Source organism: Flavobacterium rhizophilum, assembly GCF_046000485.1.
GTDB lineage: Bacteria > Bacteroidota > Bacteroidia > Flavobacteriales > Flavobacteriaceae > Flavobacterium > Flavobacterium rhizophilum.
This window is the reverse complement of the sequence record NZ_JBELQB010000017.1, coordinates 26,120-49,277: the sequence shown is the minus strand read 5'-3', so window position 1 is coordinate 49,277 and position 23,158 is coordinate 26,120. Positions and strand designations below refer to the sequence as shown.

Here is a 23,158-nt window from a genome sequence, read left to right as displayed (position 1 = left end):
CGTTATCTGGTTTCAGGCGGACCTAAGTAGCTTTTTTTCATACCTCCAAAATCCAGTACGATTTTTTGAAGTACTATGCCCGGATCAACCATCCATATCTTAAGTATATGTTTTCCGGGTTTAAGTTCCTTTAATGTGGTTTCTTTAATAATGATATTATTTGCCACCCAACCAGCCCATGCCCTCTCTCCTTTCTCTGCGTTTATGCTAAGAATAACAGGTTGGGAATCATCTACCGAAACAGCATAGCATAATCCGCTATCCGTATTATGGAAATTAAGTGTTGGAGAAAAGTAGGTTTGTATATTTACCGAACCGTCCTCATAGCTGTAAAAAGTATATTCCAGACTAGGTCCGCCCGAATTTGGATCTTGGGCTGCCGCCGTTACCGGAAAAGGACTAACTCCTGATGCGGTACGCCCTATATCTGGTATTATTTTCCATTCAATACCATTTGTGTTGTTTGCTTTACTGTAGTTTTCTGCATCGATGGAAACATAACCATCCTTTTCATAAAAAACAGTATTAGTATCCATTATAGCCACTTCTTTAGAAGATTTAACAACCTCAGTAACCTCGTTATAGGGCTTAATTTTAGCATCATCTGAAACATAGGATACCGATGGCATTATATTGTTTTTAGGATTAAACCAAGAGGTATAACCTATATGTGTCTGATCCATAAAATGATTCCATTTACCTGAAGACAGCTCTTTATTATATTGCTTAGAAATAAGGGAATCTTTTATAAACAGTTCTTTCACTAAATCTGCATAAACATTAGCTTTTGTATTATTTTGATTTGCATACTTTTTATTCAGCGCTACAGCCACATACATCCTATGTAAATTTTCATTGGCTTGTATAGGGTGTAAAACCAATTGATAGTAAGCATCTTTATAGTCCTTTGGTAATTGTTTCTCAATTTTTTCTGCTTTTTCCAATAACTGTTTGTATTCGTTAACTACCCTGAAAGCTTCGTCATAATTTTCAATACTGTACGTGTTTTCATCAACCAGTTCAGGTTTTCGCCTTGAAGCCAGTTGACCGTATTCTCGCAAAACAACACCTATCTCTTTGGCATAGGTATCTCCAAACTGACCATTAGCCCACTGTGTATAATAATCCCTTAAATTATCAGGTGTCCACTTATCAGGATTCCACGCATAATCCAGAAAGAAAGAAATAGGAAACTCCATCGGTTTTATATCGCCCACATTTACAATCCATATCTGTTTCACATTGTATTCCCATGCCAAATGCATTTGTTCCCATACCCTGGCTATATTATTAGTATTTATCCATTTGTAATTTCTTGGTCCTCCCACATAGTCAAAATGATAGTATATACCATATCCGCCCTTTCGTTCCTTTTCATTCCTCGCCGGTAATTTTCTTATATTTCCCCAATTATCGTCACACAGTAGTAATGTAACATCATCGGGCACACGCATACCTTTATCATAGTAATCCTGAACCTCCTTATACAGTGCCCAAACCTGAGGTGTTTCTTCTGCAGGCCTTCCGGTTACCTCTTCTATAATATTGCGTTGGTCTTTAACAATTCTCTCTAAAAGCGCTGTGGCAGTACCTTCAGTCATAGGTTCATCACCATCACCACGCATACCAATTGTTACCAAACTTTCATGAGCCCCCATATTCTCAATACCCTTTTTCCAAAAATCTTTAAGAACCACCTCATTTTTTGTATAATCCCATGCTCCGCTGCCATATCTCTTCCATTCCTCCTGAGCTCTTAGCATTGGTTCATGATGAGATGTTCCCATAACAATTCCCCATTTATCGGCCAATATCGGATTAAGCTTATCGTCATCATTAAAAGCCCTGCCCCACATTGCAGGCCACAAATAATTGGCTTTGTTTCTTAGCAATAGTTCAAACACTTTAGTATAAAACTCATGATTAAACTTCCCAAAATTCTCTTCCACCCAGCCACTTAACGCGGGTGCCTCATCATTTATAAAAATCCCTCTGTACTTTACTTTAGGAGCATCATTAATATTTACATTGCTTTTTACAAAAACCTGTTCTTTTTTCTTTACCGGTACATCTGCCCACCAGTACCAGGGAGAAACTCCCATTTGTTTAGTCAGTTCCAAAGCACCATAAGCTGCTCCCCGCTTATTGCTACCTGCAATAATCAATGCCTTGTCAACTCCTTTAAAAGGATTATTAACCACCTGAATCATATACCCGTCCCATTTTCCTTTTAGGGAAGAAAAATCTATTTTTTTATTTTTTTCAAGTTCCCTAAAAAAACTGCATTTCTCTACGGTACCTATTATGATGATATTCTTTTCTTTGTTAATCTTTGTAAGCTGTTGTGGTCTTTTCCCTGTTACACGTTCAATATCATCTGTAAAAAGGTTTACTGCTATTGATACAAGTGAATCTTCATTCTTATCATAAAATACTGAGGTAACAGTTTCTGTTGTAACAACCGGAAAATCCATTCCGTTATTAATATTAGTTATAACTTCCTGTGCAACACTATTTAAAGAGACTAAGGTTATTAAAAAGGTTATTATTTGTTTCATTATATTTTAATTAATCCCAGGATATACCGTAAATATTAAACTTTTGTATTTCAATAATACCTTTTAAATTTCTTAATTCTCATATTTTTTTGAAATATAAGCGCAAACGTATTCGTAACTTTCATTTTGTTTCGATTAGAGCACTATAATTATGTTATATTTTTGAAATATGCATTTTCTTTCTCTGCATTGAGAAAACAAAAAAATCATATAAACTTCCTCATAGATAATCTTTCAAATTATTTAAAAATGAAATTTAATACGCTTTATATATTCCTGTTCTTTCTGTATGCAAATATTGGCCTTTCGGCATTTGCACAGAATCAGCAATATCCGTTTCAGGACTATAACTTAACTTTTGAGGAAAGAGTTAATGATCTTGTTGGCAGACTAACCCTTGAAGAAAAAGTATCACAAATGCTAAATTCTTCCCCTGCTATCGAGCGTCTTGACATACCGGCTTACGACTGGTGGAATGAAACACTTCATGGTGTGGCTCGTACTCCCTATAATGTAACGGTATACCCCCAGGCAATAGCTATGGCTGCCACTTTTGACAAAGATGCACTTTTTACAATGGCTGATTTTTCGGCCACAGAAGGACGCGCCATATATAATATTGCGCTGGAAACAGGACAAACCAAAGAGCGCTATTTGGGACTTACCTACTGGACTCCAAATATTAATATATTTAGAGATCCACGCTGGGGACGCGGACAGGAAACCTATGGAGAGGATCCTTTTTTAACAGCACAGCTGGGTGATGCTTTTGTAAGAGGACTACAGGGTGATGATCCTAAATATCTTAAGGCTACCGCCTGTGCTAAGCATTATGCGGTGCATAGTGGTCCTGAACCCCTTCGGCATACTTTTGATGTTGATGTTAGTCCGTACGAATTATGGGATACCTATTTACCTGCTTTCAAAAAATTGGTAACCGAATCTGATGTGGCGGGAGTTATGTGTGCTTATAATGCATTCAGAACACAACCGTGTTGTGCCAGTAATACCCTAATGATTGATATTTTACGTAACCAATGGGGATTTACAGGATATGTTACCTCTGATTGTTGGGCTATAGATGACTTTTTTAAACATCACAAAACACATCCAAATGCTGAATTAGCATCGGCAGATGCTGTGTTTCACGGTACAGATCTGGAATGTGGAACAGATGTATATCTTTCACTAATCGAAGCGGTAAAAAACGGTGAGATTACCAAAGAGCAAATAGATATTTCCGTAAAAAGATTATTCATGATTCGGTTTCGCTTAGGGATGTTCGACCCGGTATCTATGGTAAAATATGCACAAACACCAACATCTGTACTGGAAAGTAAACCTCATTCAGACCACGCATTAAAAATGGCAAGGGAATCTATAGTGCTGCTCAAAAATGAAAACAAAACACTCCCCTTAAATAAAAAACTAAAAAAGATAGTGGTTTTAGGTCCAAATGCTGATAACAAAATAGCCATACTGGGTAATTATAACGGAACCCCATCAAGAACAACCACTGTACTGCAAGGCATAAAAGACAAACTTCCTAAAGACTGTGAAGTAATTTTTGATAAGGCAGTTAACTTTACAGATAACACCATTCTTGAATATAATAATCTTAATGACCAATATTTTTATGACGGGAAAAATGGGTTTAAGGCAGAATATTATAATAATATCCTTTTACAAGGGAATCCTATTGTAAAAAGGGAAAAAAGCCCTGATTATAACTGGCAGGAAGGGCAAACTGTTATAAACGACATTAAAGCCTACAATTTTTCTGTTCGCTTTACTACTGATTTTAAACCTCAGGTAAACGGTCCGGTAGTGTTTGAACTGGAAGCTGATGATGGTTATCGCTTTATTGTAAACGGAAAAACTGTTATTGATGCATGGGAAAGAAACAGATGGGGAGCAAAAACTTATGAATTAATTGTAAAAAAAGATTCTGTTTACAACTTACAGATAGAGTACTGGCAGGGAAAAGGAAAAGCTAATGTAAAATTCAGCACCGGTAAATATACTAATACCAGCTTTGAAAATATTGCTGACCGCTATAAGGATGCCGATGCTTTTATTTTTACTGGAGGTATATCACCTCAACTGGAGGGTGAAGAAATGGAAGTTAACTACACGGGATTTGAAGGCGGTGACCGCACTTCTATCTTACTGCCGGAAATACAAACAGAGCTAATGAAGGCATTACAAAAAACGGGAAAACCTGTAATTTTTGTAATGATGACCGGAAGTGCCATAGCGACTCCCTGGGAATCAGAAAATATACCTGCTATTATAAACTGCTGGTATGGCGGACAGGCTGCCGGCACAGCCGTAGCTGATATCCTTTTTGGAGATTATAATCCTTCCGGTAGGTTACCTGTAACTTTTTACAGAGATGATAAGGACCTCCCTGCATTTACAGATTATAGTCTGAAAAATCGTACCTACAGATATTTTTCCGGAAAACCTCTCTACGGTTTTGGGTTTGGACTAAGCTATTCGTCTTTTGCTTATGAGCAGTTAAATATACCTACAGACATAAATAAAGGAAAAGAAGTTGAAATATCAGTAAAAATAACTAATACAGGGACTATACAAGGAGATGAAGTTGCCCAATTATACCTGATAAATAAAAACAAAGAAATAAAAACAGCTTTAAAAACACTTAAAGGATTTGAAAGAATTAACCTAAAGTCGGGAGAATCTAAAACCGTAATCTTTAAGCTTACACCTCAAGATCTTACCTATGTTACCCCTAACGGAGAATTAAAGTCATTGTATGGTGAATTAGATATTGCTGTTGGAGGCCATCAACCGGGAGAGCCCAATAAGAGTACCAGTAACATGGTAACCAAAACGATTTATATAAATTAAAAAATACTGTTTATAAACAGTTACAGTAACATAACTTTTAAATAGTTAGAAGTTAGTTAGCGTTCGTTAAAAAAGCCTGTAGGATTGAGCTCCCTACAGGCTTTGCTATTTACTAATCAAAACTATTTATTTTGCAGTATCTAGTATTGCTTTTGCTACCTCTTTTTTAAGGGTGTAGTCCCTGTTAAAAGGTAAAGGATAATTGGTTCTCCCTCTAACAGGCCAGTTATTTAACCAGGTATCAGCGTCGGAGAGTCCCCAAAAGGTAACCCTGTCAATATGCTTCTCATACTTTACAAATAACTTAAATATGCTTCCATAGCGTTGTGCCAAACGGTTTTCTACTTCTACAGGTAACCCGTCTACATATGGGTTAAGTTCTTCTTTATATATTTCAGAATTAGCCACATCTGCTGTAGCATCTGCATTTGCTTCAGGCAATACAGAAATATCCAGCTCAGTAAAATTTACATTTACCCCGGCTTTTATAAAATCCTGTATTGTAGTCTCAATATCCTGTAAAGAGGCACGATCCAAATTATAATGTCCCTGTTCCCCTACTGCATTTATTGGTATTCCTTTTTCCTTTAAGCTATTAACTATTTTAATTGCCCCGCTTCGTTTTTCTGCCTTATATAAATTATAATCATTGTAATACAGTTCAGCTTCAGGATCTGCCGCATGGGCAAATTCAAAAGCTTTTTCTATATAGTCATCTCCTATTATAGTTCTCCATTTAGAATCTCTTAAAGAACCATCTTCATTAAGGGCTTCATTAACAACATCCCATCCTTTTATCTTCCCTTTATATCGGGAAACTACTGTATCTATATGGTCTTTCATTCGCTTAAGTAACTCCTCACGGGTAAGTAAATTTTCTTGTTCATCGGTAAATACCCAATCAGGTGTTTGCGAATGCCAAACTAAGGTATGCCCTATAATGAACATGCCCGACTCCGTCCCTGTTTTTACATAACTATCGGCAGGATCAAAATTATAAATTCCCTGTGAAGGGTGGATATTCTCCCATTTAAGATCATTCTCCGGACTGATACTGTTAAAGTATTGCTTTATAAGAGTAGTTTCCTTTTCATTTTTTTGCAAGGCCTGTCTACGGTTTATTGCTACCCCTATATAGAATTTATCCTTAAAAGCATCTTTAAATGTTTCTTCCATGGTATCATGCTTAACCTCAGCACTATGCTTACATGAAAATAACAGTATTGAGCACAAACCTACAGCAGTGATTAAACTAATTTTCCTTATGCTTTTACTTATATACATCACTAATTATCTTTTCATTACGGATTAATTAATTCCAAACTACCATCAGGATTATGAGTCAGTTCCGTCACCTTTACATTGCGAAGATGAGTTTTACCTGATAGTTGTGTATCATGATAAAAGATATACCATTTTCCGTTAATTTCAACTATTGAATGGTGGGTTGTCCAACCCTGCACAGGGTTCATAAAATGCCCTCCATAAACAAATGGTCCGGTAGGCTTGTCTGATGTTGCATAAGCCAGGTAATGAGTATCTCCTGTAGAATATGTAAAATAATATTTATTATTGTATTTGTGCATCCATGAACCTTCAAAAAATCTTCTGTCATGATCTGAAGTAAGAAGTGGTTTGCCATTACTGTCATTAATAACAACATCCTGCACCGGCCCGTCAAATTGCAGCATATCGTTAGAAAGTTTAACAACTTTACAACTTAGCGCAGGAACATTTGGGTCTTCTAAGTCGGTTTTTGAACCATTTGCATCAAACTTGCCTGAAGCCCATTGCTGCAACTGGCCTCCCCAAATGCCTCCAAAATACATATAAGATGTTCCGTCGTCATCGGTAAACACAGCAGGATCTATACTAAAGCTTCCTTTTATTGGTTCTTTTTCGGGTGTAAAAGGACCTTGCGGAGATTTACTGGTAGCCACTCCAATTCTAAATACATCATCTTTATCCTTTACAGGAAAATACAGGTAATATGTTCCGTTTTTATATGCTGCATCCGGAGCCCATAATTGTCGCCCGGCCCAGGGAATATCTTTAATATCGAGTGCAATACCATGATCAGTAACCTTTCCGCCTATACTATCCATCGATAAAATATGATAATCTCTCATATCAAAATGGTCGCCATTATCATTTTCAGGAATACCGGCATCAATATCATGAGAAGGATAAATGTATATTTTGCCATCAAACACGTGTGCTGAGGGATCTGCGGTATAAATATGAGAAACCAAAGGCTGAGTTAAAAATTCTTTTTCTGTTGTTTCTTTTGTATCCTCTACGCTAGCTTCTTTCTCCTTTTCCTCTTTACAGGAAGTAAATGTTACTAGTGAAGCTACCGATATAATTGCTATATACGATGTTAGTGTGTATTTTTTTCTGTTCATCATAGATTTTAGTTTTAGTTGGTAAAAGAAACCACTTTAAATATTTTTATTTAAAGTGGTTTAAAAGTTTAATATGCATTTGCTATTATCTGCTCAAATAATTCCTGCCTGCCACTTCTTGGCTTAGGATTCCCATTTTCACGGGCTATGTCACTAAGATTTTGAAGCTTAAGCTTGCCATTTTCAAATGCCGCACCGTTACCACTGTCAAATGACATATATCGTGTGGTTTTTAATTCGCTATAGTTAGTATTGTTAAGTATATGGTCTGCACAAATAAGCCCTCTTGCAAAAACATCCATACCACTTATATGAGCGATAAACTTATCTTCATAATCTATTGAGTTACGGCGAACTTTTGCGTCAAAATTTATCCCTCCGCCTTTTACTCCTCCGTTTTGTAAAAACACCAGCATAGCCTGTGTTATCTCATAAATATCTATAGGAAACTGGTCGGTATCCCAGCCGTTTTGATAATCTCCCCTATTGGCATCTATACTTCCAAGCATACCTGCATTAGCAGCAACCTGAAGCTCGTGTTCAAAGGTATGCCCTGCCAGTGTAGCATGGTTTACTTCTATATTTAATTTAAAGTCGTCTTGTAAACCAAATTTGTTAAGAAACCCTATACACGTGGCCGCATCAAAATCATACTGATGCTTCATAGGTTCCATAGGTTTAGGCTCAATAAAGAAAGAACCTTTAAAACCTTCATTACGTGCATAATCTCTACACATGGCAAGAAACATTGCCAAATGTTCCTGCTCACGTTTCATGTCGGTATTTAAAAGGCTCATATAACCTTCACGACCACCCCAAAACACATATCCTTCACCATTTAAGGCTATGGTTGCATCTATAGCTATTTTAGCCTGCCCTCCGGCATGAGCTACCACATCAAAGTCGGGGTTGGTTGAGGCTCCGTTCATATATCGCGGATTACTGAAAAGGTTACTGGTTCCCCAAAGCAGTTTTATTCCCGTCTCTTTTTGTTTTTCCTTTGCATAAGCTACCATTGCCTGTACCCGCTGTTCAAACTCTGCAAGTGTTGGAGCTTCGTCTACAAGATCTACATCATGAAAACAATAATAAGGCAGACCAAGTTTTTCCATAAACTCAAAACCTGCATCCATTTTGTCTTTTGCCCGGGCTATAGCATCTTCATTTGAATTCCATGAATTTTTTATTGTACCCGGACCAAAGGGATCATCACCCGTATTACACAGGGTATGCCAGTAGGCCATTGCAAATTTAAAATGTTCTTTAAGTGATTTTCCGGCAACTATTCGGGTCTCGTCATACCATTTAAAAGCAAGCGGATTGTCGCTATCCCTTCCTTCAAACTGTATCTTATCTACAGTCTTAAAATAAACCTGTTTTGTAGTGTTCATATTTTTAGCGGATTGTAACATTCTTGAAAATAAGTACTTATTCTCAAAAGTAAGTGTACTATTCCTAAAGCCTTAGAAGTAAGAATGAAAATTTACGAAAACGTTTTCTGTATCTTTTATTGATATTGCAAGACAAACTGATTAAAAAAAATAACTTTACAAATAATGCTTTTTTATCTTATTCTTTTAATTCCAAATTCATAAACATTTAAAATTTAAACCAAATAAACTATGAAAAAAGCCCTGCTTTTATTTTTCACTCTTATACTTTCAATTACTGCTAAAGCGCAGATAAAACTTCCTGAGATAGTAAGCAATGGTATGGTATTACAAAGAGAAGAACCTATAAATATTTGGGGTTGGGCAACTCCTAACGAAAAAGTAACCGTTAGGTTTAACAATAAGAAATACAAAACCATTACTACAAAAAACGGTGTATGGAAAGTTATCCTGTCTCCTATTAAGGCTGGAGGTCCGTATAGTATGGAGATTGAAGGCAGTAATAAAATTATACTTAATGATATTCTTGTTGGTGATGTGTGGCTTTGTTCAGGTCAGTCTAATATGGTACATCAAATGCGTTTACATAATGTGCTTTATGCCGATGAGATAGCAAATGCATCGTATGACGGAATACGACAGTTTTTTGTTCCTAATACAGTAAATCTTTCAGGTCCTCAAACAAAACTTCCCGAAAGCTCATGGAAAAAAGCTATAAATCCTGATATAAATGAGTTTTCGGCTGTTGCCTATTTTTTTGCTAAAGAATTATATCAAAAATATAAGGTCCCTATTGGAATTATCAATTCCAGCTGGGGCGGCACGCCTATTGAGGCATGGGTTAGTGAAAAAGGATTTAAAGAATTCCCTAATGTGCTTGAAACTATTAACAGAAACAAAGATACTTTATACATAAACAGCCAAAATACATTGCCGCAAACTGAAACCCCTTTACCCAAAGATAAGGGTTTAGAAGAAAAATGGTTTGATACAGTTTATAAACCTAAAGGATGGAGAAACATAGCCATACCCGGCTATTGGGAAGACCAGGGAATAAAAGGCTTAGACGGTACAGTATGGTACAGGCGGGAAATTGACATTCCTGAAGCTATGACAAAGAAAAAAGCTATGGTGTTTTTAGGGCGCATAGTAGATGCCGATGTATTATATATAAACGGTAAGCGAATTGGAAACACAACATATATGTATCCACAGCGTCGCTATTCTGTTGCAAATGATGTATTAAAGCCCGGTAAAAACCTTTTTGTTGTGCAGGTTACCAATAATTTTGGTAAAGGTGGTTTTGTACCCGACAAGCCCTATTATATTGTTGCTGGAAAAGATACAATTGATCTTACCGGATACTGGCAATATAAAGTAGGAAGGGTAAATATGCCTTTTAATAAAAACTATAATAAAATAGCATTGCACTATCAGCCTACTGCTCTTTATAATGCTATGATTTCCCCTTTAATAAATTATAACATTAAAGGTTTTGTATGGTATCAGGGAGAAAGCAATACCGGAAATGCCAGTGAGTATTCAAAGCTTCAGGCTGCACTTATAGACGACTGGCGTAATAAATGGAATAAACAGCTTCCTTTTTTATATGTACAGCTTCCGGGGTTTATGGACTATAACTACCTCCCTTCCGAAAGTCAATGGGCATTGTTTAGGGAAGAACAGGCTAAATCTTTATCAATACCAAAAACTGCAATGGCAGTAGCAATAGATTTAGGCGAATGGAACGACATTCATCCTGACAGAAAAAAAGAAGTAGGTGAACGGCTAGCTTTAGCAGCAGAAAAAACGGCTTATAATGAACCTATAATAAGCTCTGGTCCTTCTTACAAATCATCAGAAATTAAGGGAAATAAAATAATAGTAAGCTTTAATAATACAGGGAATGGACTTTCTACAACTGATGGGGAAGCACCATCTGAATTTGCTATTGCGGGAGCAGACAAAAATTTTGTTTGGGCAAAAACAAAAATTGAAGGAAATACAGTGATTTTATGGAATGAAAGCATTGAAAAACCATTGTACATACGATATGCCTGGGCAGATAATCCTGTAAATCCTAATTTGATAAATAAGGAAAATTTACCGGCTGTACCTTTTCGAACTGATGAATAGTTTTATAAATATTTAAAAATTCTAATATTATTATTTTGATGAAAAAAATAGCAATAACAACTCTGTTAATTATTTTATCAATTAATCAGTCTTCAGCTCAAAAGCCTAAGGCAAATAATAAAGAAGAGCCAGTCTTTTCAGAATTCACCTATCAGGGAAAGGACGACATTTATGATAAAAATCCTTTAAAGTCCGATGAATTTTATACTCCCATACTACAGGGCTGCTATCCTGATCCAAGTATTACCCGCAAAGGGAATGATTACTATCTGGTAAATTCTTCGTTTGCCATGTTTCCGGGAGTGCCAATTTTTCATTCTACCGATTTGGTAAACTGGAAACAGATAGGACATGTACTGGACAGGGAATCACAGCTTAAAGTAGAAGATTCACGAATATCGGGTGGTGTCTATGCTCCCGACATTAAGTACAATCCCTATAATGATACTTTTTATATGATAACTACAGAGATTGCAGGGGGAATGGGGAATATAGTGGTAAAAACAAATGACCCTTCTAAAAGCTGGAGTGATCCGTTTAAACTTAACTTTGAAGGAATAGATCCGTCATTATTTTTTGATGATAATGGTAAAGCTTACCTGGTACACAATGATGCCCCGGATAAGGGAACAGAACTATATCAGGGACACAGAGTAATAAAAATATGGGAATATGATTTGCAGAAAGATCAGGTGGTTCCTAATTCAGATAAGATTATTGTTAACGGCGGGACAGACATCACTCAAAAACCTATTTGGATTGAAGGACCTCATATCTATAAAAAGAACAACAAATATTACCTTATGTGTGCCGAAGGCGGGACAGGTGACTGGCATAGTGAGGTAATTTTTGTGAGTGATAACCCTATTGGTCCTTATATTCCTGCAAAAAACAACCCCATACTTACCCAACGTTATTTTGCAAAAGGCAGGACAAATAAAGTAGACTGGGCAGGACATGCAGATCTTGTGGAAACTGTTGACGGAAATTATTACGGGGTATTTCTTGCTGTTCGTCCTAACGAAAAACAACGTGTAAACACAGGTCGTGAAACATTTATTCTCCCGGTAGACTGGAGCGGAGAGTTCCCTGTATTTGAAAACGGTCTCGTTCCTTTAAAACCTTTATTAAAATTACCTAATGGTGTTGAGAATAAAACCGGAAAAGCAGGATACTTGCCTAACGGAAATTTTAATTTTACTGATAATTTTACCTCTAATAAGTTAGATTATCGCTGGATTGGTATAAGAGGACCAAGAGAAAAGTTTATAATAACAGGAAAAAATGGTTTAACTATCACTCCTTTTAAAACAAATATTAAAGCAAATGCTCCTACCTCTACCCTGTTTTACAGACAGCAGCATGCCTCTTTTGAAGCAACAGTAAAACTATCATACAAACCCAAATCAGAAAAAGACCTCGCCGGTATTACTTGTTTTCAGAATGAAAAGTTTAATTATGTATTTGGGGTTACCAAAAAAGGACAGGATTATTACCTCGTACTTGAGAGAACAGAAAATGGAAAATCGACAGTTATTGCCAGTCAAAAAACAGATATAAACAATCAGTTATATCTGAAGGTAACTGCAAAAGGAGATGACTATAGCTTTTATTACTCTTTTGATGGCAATACCTTTAATAACTTTGGAGGAGTCATGTCTGGCGATATTCTTTCAACTGATATTGCAGGAGGATTTACAGGAAACCTTATTGGTTTATATGCTACAAGTTCAAACGATATTTTGCCTTAAACCATATTCAAATAAAAAAAGCTCTTAAAATCAGATAAAGTTAAATTATACAGATGCCAACTTAACCTTATCTGATTTTATTTATAATTAATAAGTTTGTAAAAACTTACAGTCTTATGAATATCCTCCTGATAGAAGATGATAAAAGAATAAGCGATTTTGTATTAAAAGGCCTGCAGGAAAATGGTTTTAATGTACATTTAAGCGATAATGGCGTAAATGCCCGTGAACATATTTTATCTTCTGAATGGGATATTATATTAATGGATATAATGTTACCTGATATAGACGGTGTTGAACTGGTTAAACTAATACGTTATAAAAAGAAAAATACCCCTATCATAATGCTCAGTGCTTTGGGCGACCCTGAAGATAAGGTTAATGCGCTTGACTCGGGAGCCGATGATTATTTGGTTAAGCCATTCCATTTTAAGGAACTTATCTCTAGAATCAATGCACTTGTAAGACGTACCAAACTCAACTATGATAAGGAACAGAACATATACAGTTGCGGAGATATTATCATAAATACAGATGAACATAAAGTATTGGTCAATAACAAAACCATTGATCTTTCTCCCCGTGAATACAAACTACTGTTGTTTTTGGTAGAAAACAAAAACAAGGTAATGCCACGCACACAAATACTTAATAATGTATGGGGAATTAATTATGACAACAATACTAACGTAGTTGATGTATATATATCGTACCTTAGAAATAAGATGAACCTTACCTCTGCAACACTACAAACTATAGTGGGTACAGGTTATATGCTTAAAGACAGTTAAATGAAAATAAGAAACAGGCTTACCTTAATCTCTTCATTAACATTTGGAGTGGTATTTATTACTACTGCCCTAATAATATATATCGCTTTTTATCAAAGTTCTGAAAAAAGGATTTTTAATGATTTACAACGTATATGTCTGCTTTCTGCCATTTATTACTTGGAAAAGGATGAACTCCCTATAGACCAGCACAAACAGATAAAAGAACAATATAACGAGAATATACAGGATGTTGACGTTGGTGTTTATAATAAAGAAAACAACGTCGCCTATGGTGATGATTTAAGCACCAATAGCATAACGCCACAAATACTTAATAAAGTACGGGAAAACCGAAAGGTCATGTTCAAATCAAAGGACCATTTCTACTTCGGGATTTTTTATCAGGATAATCAGGGAGACTTTGTGGTATTTGTAAAAGCAAACGACAGGGATTTTAAAGCCCAGACTCATGAGCTTATGATCATCATGATAATTGTTCTTCTGGCAGGTTTATTGGTTATCTACATATTAAGTCGTTTCTTATCTAAAATTGCCTATAAACCTATTAATACAGTTATAAAACAGGTTAATGAAATAGAGGCTTCTTCACTGGATGAAAAGATCGTAAGTGTTAATACCCGCGATGAAGTACAAAAGCTGATAGAAACCTATAATAACCTGTTACAACGACTGTCAAACACTTTTAAAACCCAAAAAAACTTTATCAATTATATTTCGCATGAGTTTAAAACACCGTTGGCATCCATATCTGGTCATTTGGAAGTATTTGCCCAAAAGGAAAGATCTCCCGAAGAGTATCAGGAAATAACAGGTAAGGTACTTAATAATGTCTATGAGATAGAACAGATATTAAATACACTCATGATTCTTTCCGGTCTTAAAGCTGAAGCTGTGGGCAAAGAAACTTTTAGGGTCGACGAAATGCTATGGGACATTAACGATAAAATTTCTAACGTAAAAGAGTTTACCAATACCAAATTACGCATCACCTTTAAAGTTGAGGATGAAAAACTGCTAACGGTAAAAGGAAATGAATCAGAAATAAGTATGGCTGCATACAACATTATCGAAAATGCAGTTAAGTACTCTGAAAATGAACCTGTAGAAATTGCATTACTAAACAGTGATAACCAACTGCAAATAACCATAAAAGACTCCGGAAGAGGTATTAATGCAAACGACCTGAGCCATATTAGGGAAACTTTTTACAGGGGTAGTAATGTAGGCAATGTACAGGGAAGCGGTATAGGCTTATCTCTTGCTTCCATACTATTTGCAAAAAACAATGTTATTTTCAAAATCAACTCTAAAGAACATGAAGGTACAGAAGTTGTGATTACATTCCCTAAACTCTAATCATTTTCTAATATCGTTCTCATAGCTTTCTAACAAGACGCAAATACTGCTTTAATACGGGCACAATAGCTTTGTCCCATATTAAAACATAAGCCTTGAAACGATTTATTTTATCCTTTGTTTTGTTTAGTACTGTAATTGCATCGGCACAAAATAGTGTAAACGATACTATAGTACTTACACGTGTTGATGCCGAAACAATTTTTTTACAAAGCAACCTTAGCCTGCTGGTAGAAAAACTTAATATTGATATAGCCGAAGCACAGGTTATACAGGCTAAAGTATGGCCTAACCCTACCCTATCTGTTAGTGAAGTTAACCTTTGGAGTAATTCGACTTCAGAAGAGCTTCCGGTATTATGGGGTAACTACGGTCGTAATCAGGAAATAGGACTTAGCCTTGAACAACTGGTATATACTGCCAGTAAAAGAAAGAAACTGATTGCTATTGAAAAGGTAGGTGCGCAAATGGCCGCCCAATACTACAAAGACATACTGCGAAGCCTTAAAACCGAGTTTAGAAATAACCTTACTGCATTACAGTTTAACCAACAGCAAAAAAGTGTTTATGAGAAACAGTTAGTATCGGTAAGGAAACTCATTAATGCTTATGCTTATCAGGTAAAGCAGGGTAATATCAGTCAGGCAGAATATGTCAGGCTAAAAGCTTCTGAACTGGAATTCCTAAATGAACTAAACCAACTGAACATTGAGGGTAATATCCTGCAAAAGGAAATGAAAATCCTTATGAACTTACCTGCCAAAAGCTATATAAAACTGGAAAACGAAGGATTTGTTCCTAATCTTAATTCAGTCGATGAATTAAATCTGGCAGATATTATTAATGAAGCCGAAAACAACCGTCCTGACTTACAGTTTGCCAAACTGGCTCAACAGTACAGTGATAACAAATATGCATACGAAAAAGCGCTGCGAACACCTGATATTATATTACAGGCATCTTATGACAGAGGCGGTAATATCATGAATAACTTTTTTGGTGTTGGTTTCGCTATAGACCTTCCTTTTTTTAACCGAAACCAAGGGAATATTAAAGCTGCAAAACACGCCATAGAACAAAGCTCCCTCATTAAAGAACAGACTTTTAACAGTGCTCAGGCAGAAATAGTACAGGCTTACAGCAACTTTACTAATGCGCGACAACTTTACGAGAGTATCGATACCGGTTATGATAACGATTTGGATATGATACTTGAAAGCCATTTTAAAAACTTTAGTGAACGCAATATAAGCTTACTTGTATACCTTGATTATGTAGAGGCTTACATTAAAAATAAAGAAATAATACTCACTTCAAAAAAACAGCTTAACGAACGTTTGGAAGAGCTACGCTATGCCAGCGGACAGGAATTAAACTAATCATTATGAAATATACATTTTTAATCGCCGCAACAACCTTAGTATTAGCTTGCAGTTGTTCAGAAAAACAGGATACTGCAAAACGTAATACCGAAAACTTTTGCCTTAATGCCCAGCTTAAAGAAAAAATAGAAATAGAGACAGTAAAAAAACAGGCTGTTGCCGAAAACCTTTCCCTAACAGGTAACATCACTTATAATACAGATGACGTGGTTCAGTTTTCAAGCCTTGTGGGCGGACTTATTACCAATACCTATTTCTCGCTTGGGGACTATGTAAAAAAAGGAAATGTACTGGCCGAAATTAAAAGTACCGAGCTTAACAGCCTTCAGGCAGAACGCAAATCGTTAGAAGCACAACTACAGGTAGCTAACAGACAATTACAGTCTGTACAGTCTATGTTTAACGACGGTATAGCGTCACAAAGCGAGTTAGTACAGGCTAACAGCGAAGTGAATGTATTAAAATCTTCACTGGAAAATGTAGAACAAAACCTTTCATTATACAGTGCGAGTAACGAAAAATCAGTATTCCAGATAAAGGCTCCGGTAACGGGGTATATCGTTTCTAAAAATATGAGTCCGGGTATGCAGATTGCTGCAAACGATTCTCCTCTTTTTACCATATCAAACCTCTCTAAGGTATGGGTTATGGTAAATGTATATCCTGCCAATCTTAAAGATATACATGAAGATATGGAGGTAACCATAACTACACCTGCATACCCTAACCAGACCTTTACAGGAAAAACAACAGTGATTTCTCAGGTTTTTGATGCCGAAGAACATGTACTAAAGGCAAGAATAGTAATGGATAATACCGATTTAAAACTTAAACCGGGACTTACTGCTGATATACTTATTAATAAAAAAGACAGCGATACTAAAATGGCTGCTGTTAGTGCCAAAGCCCTGATTTTTGACAACAACCAAAATTACATTATGGTATATAAAGATGATTGCCATATTGAACGTAGACAAATAAATCCTACTGTAAAAAACAGGGACTTTCTATATTTTGAAAACGGACTTAATGAGGGCGAAAAAGTTATTGTTAAAAACCACCTTCTTATTTATGAACAGCTAAAAGCGACTAACGAATAGAAGGTTAATACTAAATTACACATGCAAAAATTAGTTCAGAAAATAGTAGCTTTTTCCCTTAAAAACTCTGTTATCGTATTTTTTATGACAGCAGTGCTTTTAGGTGCCGGGATTATAAGCTATATACATACCCCTATCGAAGCATTTCCCGATGTAACCAATACAAGAGCCCGTATTATTACACAATGGCCGGGACGTAGTGCCGAAGAGGTTGAAAAATTTATTACACTGCCTATTACAAAGGCAATGAATACCGTACCTAAAAAAGCTGAAGTACGTTCCATATCACTTTTCGGACTTTCGGTAGTAACCGTATTATTTAATGAGGATGTAGATGATTTTTATGCACAGCAATATGCTTCAAACCGACTGAATAATATTGATTTACCCCAAGGTAGTGAGGCTGAGATCGATCCGCCTTCAGGAGCAACCGGAGAAATTTTCAGGTATGTAATTAAAAGTGACCTGCCTATTAAAGAGGTAACTGCGTTACAGGATTGGGTTATTGAGCGTGAACTGGTTTCAGTTCCAGGTGTGGCAAATGTGGTAAGTTTTGGTGGTGAAGAAAAAACCTTTGAAATCAAGATAAACCCTACCGAACTTAATAACTATGACCTTTCGGCACTAGATGTGTTTGAAGCAGTTTCCAACAGTAATATCAATGTGGGTGGAGATGTTATACAGCGTGGCGACCAGGCCTATGTAGTACGTGGTGTAGGACTTATAGATAAGGTTCAGGATATAGGTAACATTCTTATTAAAACCGTAGGTAATACACCCATACTGGTAAAACATGTGGCCGATGTTTCCATTTCGGCAAAACCTAGGTTAGGTCAGGCAGGGCTTGATGAAAATCCCGATGTGGTTGAGGGCATAGTTATTATGCTTAGAGGTGAAAACCCTGCCGATGTAATTGAAAGTTTAAGAGACCGTATAGATGAACTTAATAGCAGGGTACTACCCTCTAACGTACAAATAGTACCTTTTATAGACCGTACCGAACTGGTTAGCCATACCGTTCACACAGTTAGCAAGAATCTTATAGAAGGCGTATTATTAGTTTCTCTTATAGTTTTTATTTTCCTGTATAACTGGCGTACAACAGTAATTGTGGCTTCGGTAATACCGTTATCATTCCTCTTCGCTATTATAATGTTGCGTATACAGGGGCTACCGGCTAACCTTATTTCCATGGGCGCTTTAGACTTTGGTTTATTGCTCGAAGGTACATTAGTTATTGTGGAACAGGTGTTTGTTACCCTCGAGAAAAAAGCTCATAAAGTAGGCATGGACCGTTTTAATAAAATGTCTAAAATGGGGCTTATTAAAAAGAGCGTTGGCAGCGTTGCCACATACATATTTTTTGCACTTATTATTCTTATTGTTGCCCTTATGCCTATTTTCTCTTTTCAGAAGGTGGAAGGAAAAATGTTCTCCCCGCTGGCATTTACGCTGGGTTATGCACTCGTAGGTTCGCTTATATTAAGTCTTACCTATGTACCGGCCATGTGTAAAGTGCTCCTCACAAAAAACATAGTGGAAAAGGAGAACAAAATATCGCGCTTTTTTAGGGAAAAACTGTTTGGTTTATTTCAGTTGAGCAGCAGGTATCGTAAAGTGACCATTTACAGTTTCATAGCACTTTCTGCTGTTTGCTTTGTACGCTTTATGTTTTACGGTTCTGAGTTTATCCCTAAACTTAACGAAGGCGCGATTTACATAAGGGCAACTTTACCTAATAGCATTAACCTGGAAGAATCGGTAAGACTAACAGGAGAAATGAAAAAAAGACTGGCAAAATTTGAGGAAGTGAAGTTTATACTCTCCCAAACGGGAAGGCCTAATGATGGTACCGATCCTACGGGTTTCTTTAATATTGAATTCCACATGGAACTGAAACCGGAAGGCGAATGGAACAGGAAAATCACTAAAAATGAACTCATTGCCGAGATTAAGAAAGAGCTTGAAGTTTATCCGGGTATTAATTTTGGCTTTAGTCAGCCTATTCAGGATAATGTAGAAGAATATGTAGCCGGGGTTAAAAGTCCGTTAGTAATAAAAATATTTGGGGACGACCTTTTTGAACTGGAAAAAATGGCCGAAGAGGTAGCCAATTCAATTAAAGATGTAAAAGGTATAGAAGACATTAATGTTTACAAAAACATTGGGCTGCCTGAACTCCGCATCCAACTCCACGATGAGAAGATGGCTCGTTATGCCATCACAACCGCCGATGCACAGGCAGTAATAGCTATGGCTATTGGCGGTCAGGCAGCCTCTACTTTTTACGACGACGAAAAGATGTTTGATATCAGAATCCGTTTTCGAAAGGAATACAGGGATACCAAAGAAAAAATAGAAAACATACTTATTCCTGCGACCGACGGTAAGCGTGTACCATTAAAGGAAATTGCGACTATTGATTATAAAACCGGGCCTACTTTTATTTATCGCGAAGGTAACAGCAGGTATATAGCTATAGGCTTTAATATAGAAGGCAGGGATTTAGGCAGTACTATTACCGAGGCACAAAAGAAAGTTGCAGACGAGGTAAAACTACCTAAGGAAAATACAATTAAATGGGCCGGTGAGTTTGAGAGTAAGGAAAGAGCCTCTAAGCAGTTAGCGGTAATTGTACCAATAGTGTTACTGTTTATTTTGTTTTTACTGTATTTCAACTTTGGCAATCTTAAGGATACTCTTATTGCCACAAGTACAATACCGTTTGCATTTATTGGGGGCTTCCTTTCCTTATGGATTACGGGTACTGTGTTTGGAATTTCGGCAGGTATTGGCTTTATAATACTCTTTGGAGTAAATACCATAAACAGTATTATACTTATAGCTGTAATGAAAGAGAACATGAGGAAAAAAATGCATCTAAACGATGCGGTTAGCGAAGGTGTTTATGACAGGATAAGGCCTATTGTAATGATTGCATTAATGGGGTCACTGGGATTACTGCCGGCAGCCATGTCTACCGGAATGGGATCGGAAATACAAAAGCCATTAGCCATTATGATTGTAGGCGGACTACTGTTTTGTATGATACTCTCCCTTACCGTATTACCGCAGGTATTTTATTTAAGTTATAAGAAAAAACCATTGTAGTTAGGTTAATTTGTTTTTGAAGAATTGCCACAATAAAATTGTGGCATTCTTTTTTTAATATCAATACAATATCTGTATATATAAATAGTAAACGCCGGTATACAGTAAGATTACAATAAATTGAATTAAACGATAATTGTATATTTCAAAATTATTTAAGAAAAGACAACATTTATCATAAGCCAACATAAAAACATAAATAAAACATAGCATAAACCTATTATTCTATATCTCAAACTCCTTTTAAGTAACTGTTTGTCTTCATTAGAGATGTTATTTTTTTTCATCTCATTTTTCATTTGCTTAATAGTTACATAAAAACCTTTAATCGGAATATAATTTTTATTAAAAATAGCAGCTGATTTATCTGAAAACCTAATAATAATATATCCTAATATTATTAAAAAAGTTATAAAATATACAATCATGACATAAATTAATACTGTTTTCAATCATCTTTATTTAAGAATTTAAATTAATACTATAAAGTCTTAAATAAAACATCTCTATTGAGAATTTTAGAACCCTGGTTAACTAACCATAAAAAAACCGCAACACTTTTTAGGGTTGTTTGCGGTGTTTCTTTATAATGTAATTATCCTACCTGTTCTCTTCTTCAAATTTTTTATGTGAGGCCAGTTCACAATTCACCATCCAGTTAATACCGAACTTATCAGTAAACATTCCAAAGTAAGATTCCCAAAAAGTTTTTGCCATAGGCATAGTTACTTTTCCTCCTTGAGATAGACCGTTAAATATTCTGTCTGCCTCCTCAATACTACCTGTATTTACACTTACAGAAAAGTTATTTCCCGTTTTAAAGTTTGTTGCCCACTCTCCCCCTGTATCGCTTCCCATAAGGCAGGTTTCCTTACTTATAGGTAAAGTAATGTGCATAATCCTGTTTTTCATTTCTTCAGTAACGGGAGGCATACCATCATGTTGAGGCATTTCACCAAAGGTTCCTACATAGGGAAACTCTCCACCAAATACTGATTTATAAAAATCAAAAGCTTCCTTACAGTTTCCGTTAAACGTAAGGTAAATGTTTACTGTTGTCATTATCTATGTTTGTTTTAGGTTATAACTAATTTCATTATTTTTTTATAAAATATTTACCATTAGTATCTTTTTTTATTTCAAAAGCAGACACCATTGAAGTTCGCCAAATAAGTGGTTCATTTGTTATATCAGAAATTTCTAAAAATTGCGATACACCAAAAACAGGCTCATTAACACACACGACCCATGTTGGATGCACAGTGTCCCCTCCTCTTAATAGTCTATATTCTTCAAATACTATTTTCTTATCTATGTTTTTTTCTTTAAAGTACTCTCCCTGAATATCCTGAAGTATCTGTTTGGCTTTCTTAAATATATCATTTTCTGCACTCTCCATAATATATTAATTTATATCTGTTATAAACACATATACATATCCGTTATAACTTTCCTTTTCTTTTTAACTTCATTTTTTTTAAACTGCTGTCTTCCTGAGTTTTTCTTTCAGGATTAAGTGACTCATACCTGAGTTTTCCCACCTGCTCCCTCAATAATTTTAATCGCTCTAAAGTAGTCCTGTTAGCATTAATATATGCCTGAAGCATATCTTCACTTGGAAATCCGCCATTTAAATCTCTACCATAATTTTTCTCTGCAATTACATCAAGCTCTTTTTTCAGGTTATTATACTCAATTGTTTTTTCTTGTAAAACAGTCATCTTATCTTTTAATATTACTTTTTTATAACTTCATGAATAGTTTGGTCGTCATCAAGAAAATTATACATCACTCTAATTTCCCCTTCATTAGTTGTATTAAAGTCAATTATACAGTAAACATCCATGATATCAATATCACTGCAACCGTCTTTTTTATAATTCAGCCGGTCGTTAAATATTGGATCTCCGGGATCTAAAATATTATGTTTTAAATAAACTCTACCGGATTTACCTTCACCCATTTTTACACTTTTATTATGTTGGGTTACCATCTCTCTAAAATCACTTTTAAAAGCATAATTTATAAGATAATATTCTGTTTTGCCCGGCTTATCACTGCATATTTCTTCTATATCTTCAAAACTATCTATATAGACTAAAGCGGTCAGGATTATTATTACAAATAAGGCAATGTACTTAGTGTATTTACTGTTTTTCATTATTAACTTAAAAGATTTAGCATAGCTTTTTAGGTTTAAGAAAGATATAACACAAAGTAAACTTTATTTACAAGCAATTTAATCAATTTGTAAAAATATCCTTTAGAAAAAATCGCAAGTGAAATTTTAATCGATATGA

Annotated in this window: 16 protein-coding genes; 8 read left to right on the top strand and 8 right to left on the bottom strand. The window is 35.8% G+C overall.

The annotated features are described in order from the left end of the window. Positions 1-2: 2 nt before the first annotated feature. Entirely contained in the window at positions 3-2,558 is a 2,556-nt protein-coding gene (locus tag ABS768_RS17105) for a glycosyl hydrolase 115 family protein (RefSeq protein WP_408076175.1), read from the bottom strand. A 249-nt stretch (positions 2,559-2,807) separates the two neighbouring features. Here ABS768_RS17105 and ABS768_RS17100 point away from each other — a divergent pair, with 249 nt between their 5' ends. Beyond that, entirely contained in the window at positions 2,808-5,432 is a 2,625-nt protein-coding gene (locus tag ABS768_RS17100; RefSeq protein WP_408076174.1) for a glycoside hydrolase family 3 C-terminal domain-containing protein, read from the top strand. Between the two features lie 126 nt (positions 5,433-5,558). Here the strand turns inward: ABS768_RS17100 and ABS768_RS17095 are convergent, their stop codons facing one another. From ABS768_RS17095 to xylA, 3 genes are all read right to left on the bottom strand, one after another. Continuing rightward, a complete protein-coding gene (locus ABS768_RS17095; RefSeq protein WP_408076173.1) occupies positions 5,559-6,608 on the bottom strand; it encodes an endo-1,4-beta-xylanase in 1,050 nt (349 codons plus the stop codon). Positions 6,609-6,733: 125 nt separating this feature from the next. Beyond that, a complete protein-coding gene (locus ABS768_RS17090) occupies positions 6,734-7,840 on the bottom strand; it encodes a glycoside hydrolase family 43 protein (protein WP_408076172.1) in 1,107 nt (368 codons plus the stop codon). 65 nt (positions 7,841-7,905) lie between these two features. Continuing rightward, positions 7,906-9,228 (bottom strand): xylose isomerase, encoded by a 1,323-nt coding sequence (xylA, locus tag ABS768_RS17085; RefSeq protein WP_408076171.1) that lies wholly within the window; start codon positions 9,226-9,228, stop codon positions 7,906-7,908. Between the two features lie 231 nt (positions 9,229-9,459). Between xylA and ABS768_RS17080 the strand changes: the two genes are divergently transcribed. The 7 genes from ABS768_RS17080 (at position 9,460) to ABS768_RS17050 (ending at position 20,858) form a co-directional block, all read left to right on the top strand. Further along, positions 9,460-11,364, top strand: coding sequence for a sialate O-acetylesterase (locus tag ABS768_RS17080; protein ID WP_408076170.1), 1,905 nt, complete (start codon positions 9,460-9,462; stop codon positions 11,362-11,364). A gap of 38 nt (positions 11,365-11,402) precedes the next feature. Next, a complete protein-coding gene (locus ABS768_RS17075; protein WP_408076169.1) occupies positions 11,403-13,115 on the top strand; it encodes a glycoside hydrolase family 43 protein in 1,713 nt (570 codons plus the stop codon). 116 nt (positions 13,116-13,231) lie between these two features. After that, a complete protein-coding gene (locus ABS768_RS17070; RefSeq protein WP_408076168.1) occupies positions 13,232-13,906 on the top strand; it encodes a response regulator transcription factor in 675 nt (224 codons plus the stop codon). Continuing rightward, positions 13,907-15,265, top strand: coding sequence for a HAMP domain-containing sensor histidine kinase (locus ABS768_RS17065; RefSeq protein ID WP_408076167.1), 1,359 nt, complete (start codon positions 13,907-13,909; stop codon positions 15,263-15,265). A 95-nt stretch (positions 15,266-15,360) separates the two neighbouring features. Beyond that, complete coding sequence (locus ABS768_RS17060; RefSeq protein WP_408076166.1) at positions 15,361-16,644, top strand: TolC family protein; 1,284 nt, start codon at positions 15,361-15,363, stop codon at positions 16,642-16,644. Between the two features lie 5 nt (positions 16,645-16,649). Further along, complete coding sequence (locus ABS768_RS17055) at positions 16,650-17,747, top strand: efflux RND transporter periplasmic adaptor subunit (RefSeq protein WP_408076165.1); 1,098 nt, start codon at positions 16,650-16,652, stop codon at positions 17,745-17,747. A 21-nt stretch (positions 17,748-17,768) separates the two neighbouring features. Next, positions 17,769-20,858 carry an efflux RND transporter permease subunit gene (locus ABS768_RS17050; protein ID WP_408076164.1) on the top strand — a complete coding sequence of 1,030 codons (3,090 nt, stop codon included), beginning with the start codon at positions 17,769-17,771 and terminating at the stop codon, positions 20,856-20,858. A gap of 600 nt (positions 20,859-21,458) precedes the next feature. On the opposite strand, the gene ABS768_RS17045 is transcribed toward ABS768_RS17050, so the two are convergent. From ABS768_RS17045 to ABS768_RS17030, 4 genes are read right to left on the bottom strand one after another with little or no spacing between them, the layout of a single operon-like run. Beyond that, positions 21,459-21,920 carry a VOC family protein gene (locus ABS768_RS17045; protein ID WP_408076163.1) on the bottom strand — a complete coding sequence of 154 codons (462 nt, stop codon included), beginning with the start codon at positions 21,918-21,920 and terminating at the stop codon, positions 21,459-21,461. A gap of 34 nt (positions 21,921-21,954) precedes the next feature. Beyond that, complete coding sequence (locus ABS768_RS17040; RefSeq protein ID WP_408076162.1) at positions 21,955-22,257, bottom strand: hypothetical protein; 303 nt, start codon at positions 22,255-22,257, stop codon at positions 21,955-21,957. A 43-nt stretch (positions 22,258-22,300) separates the two neighbouring features. Continuing rightward, positions 22,301-22,579, bottom strand: a complete 279-nt coding sequence (locus tag ABS768_RS17035; protein WP_408076161.1) for a hypothetical protein — start codon at positions 22,577-22,579, stop codon at positions 22,301-22,303. A 14-nt stretch (positions 22,580-22,593) separates the two neighbouring features. Continuing rightward, positions 22,594-23,019 carry a hypothetical protein gene (locus ABS768_RS17030; RefSeq protein WP_408076160.1) on the bottom strand — a complete coding sequence of 142 codons (426 nt, stop codon included), beginning with the start codon at positions 23,017-23,019 and terminating at the stop codon, positions 22,594-22,596. Positions 23,020-23,158: the final 139 nt, after the last annotated feature.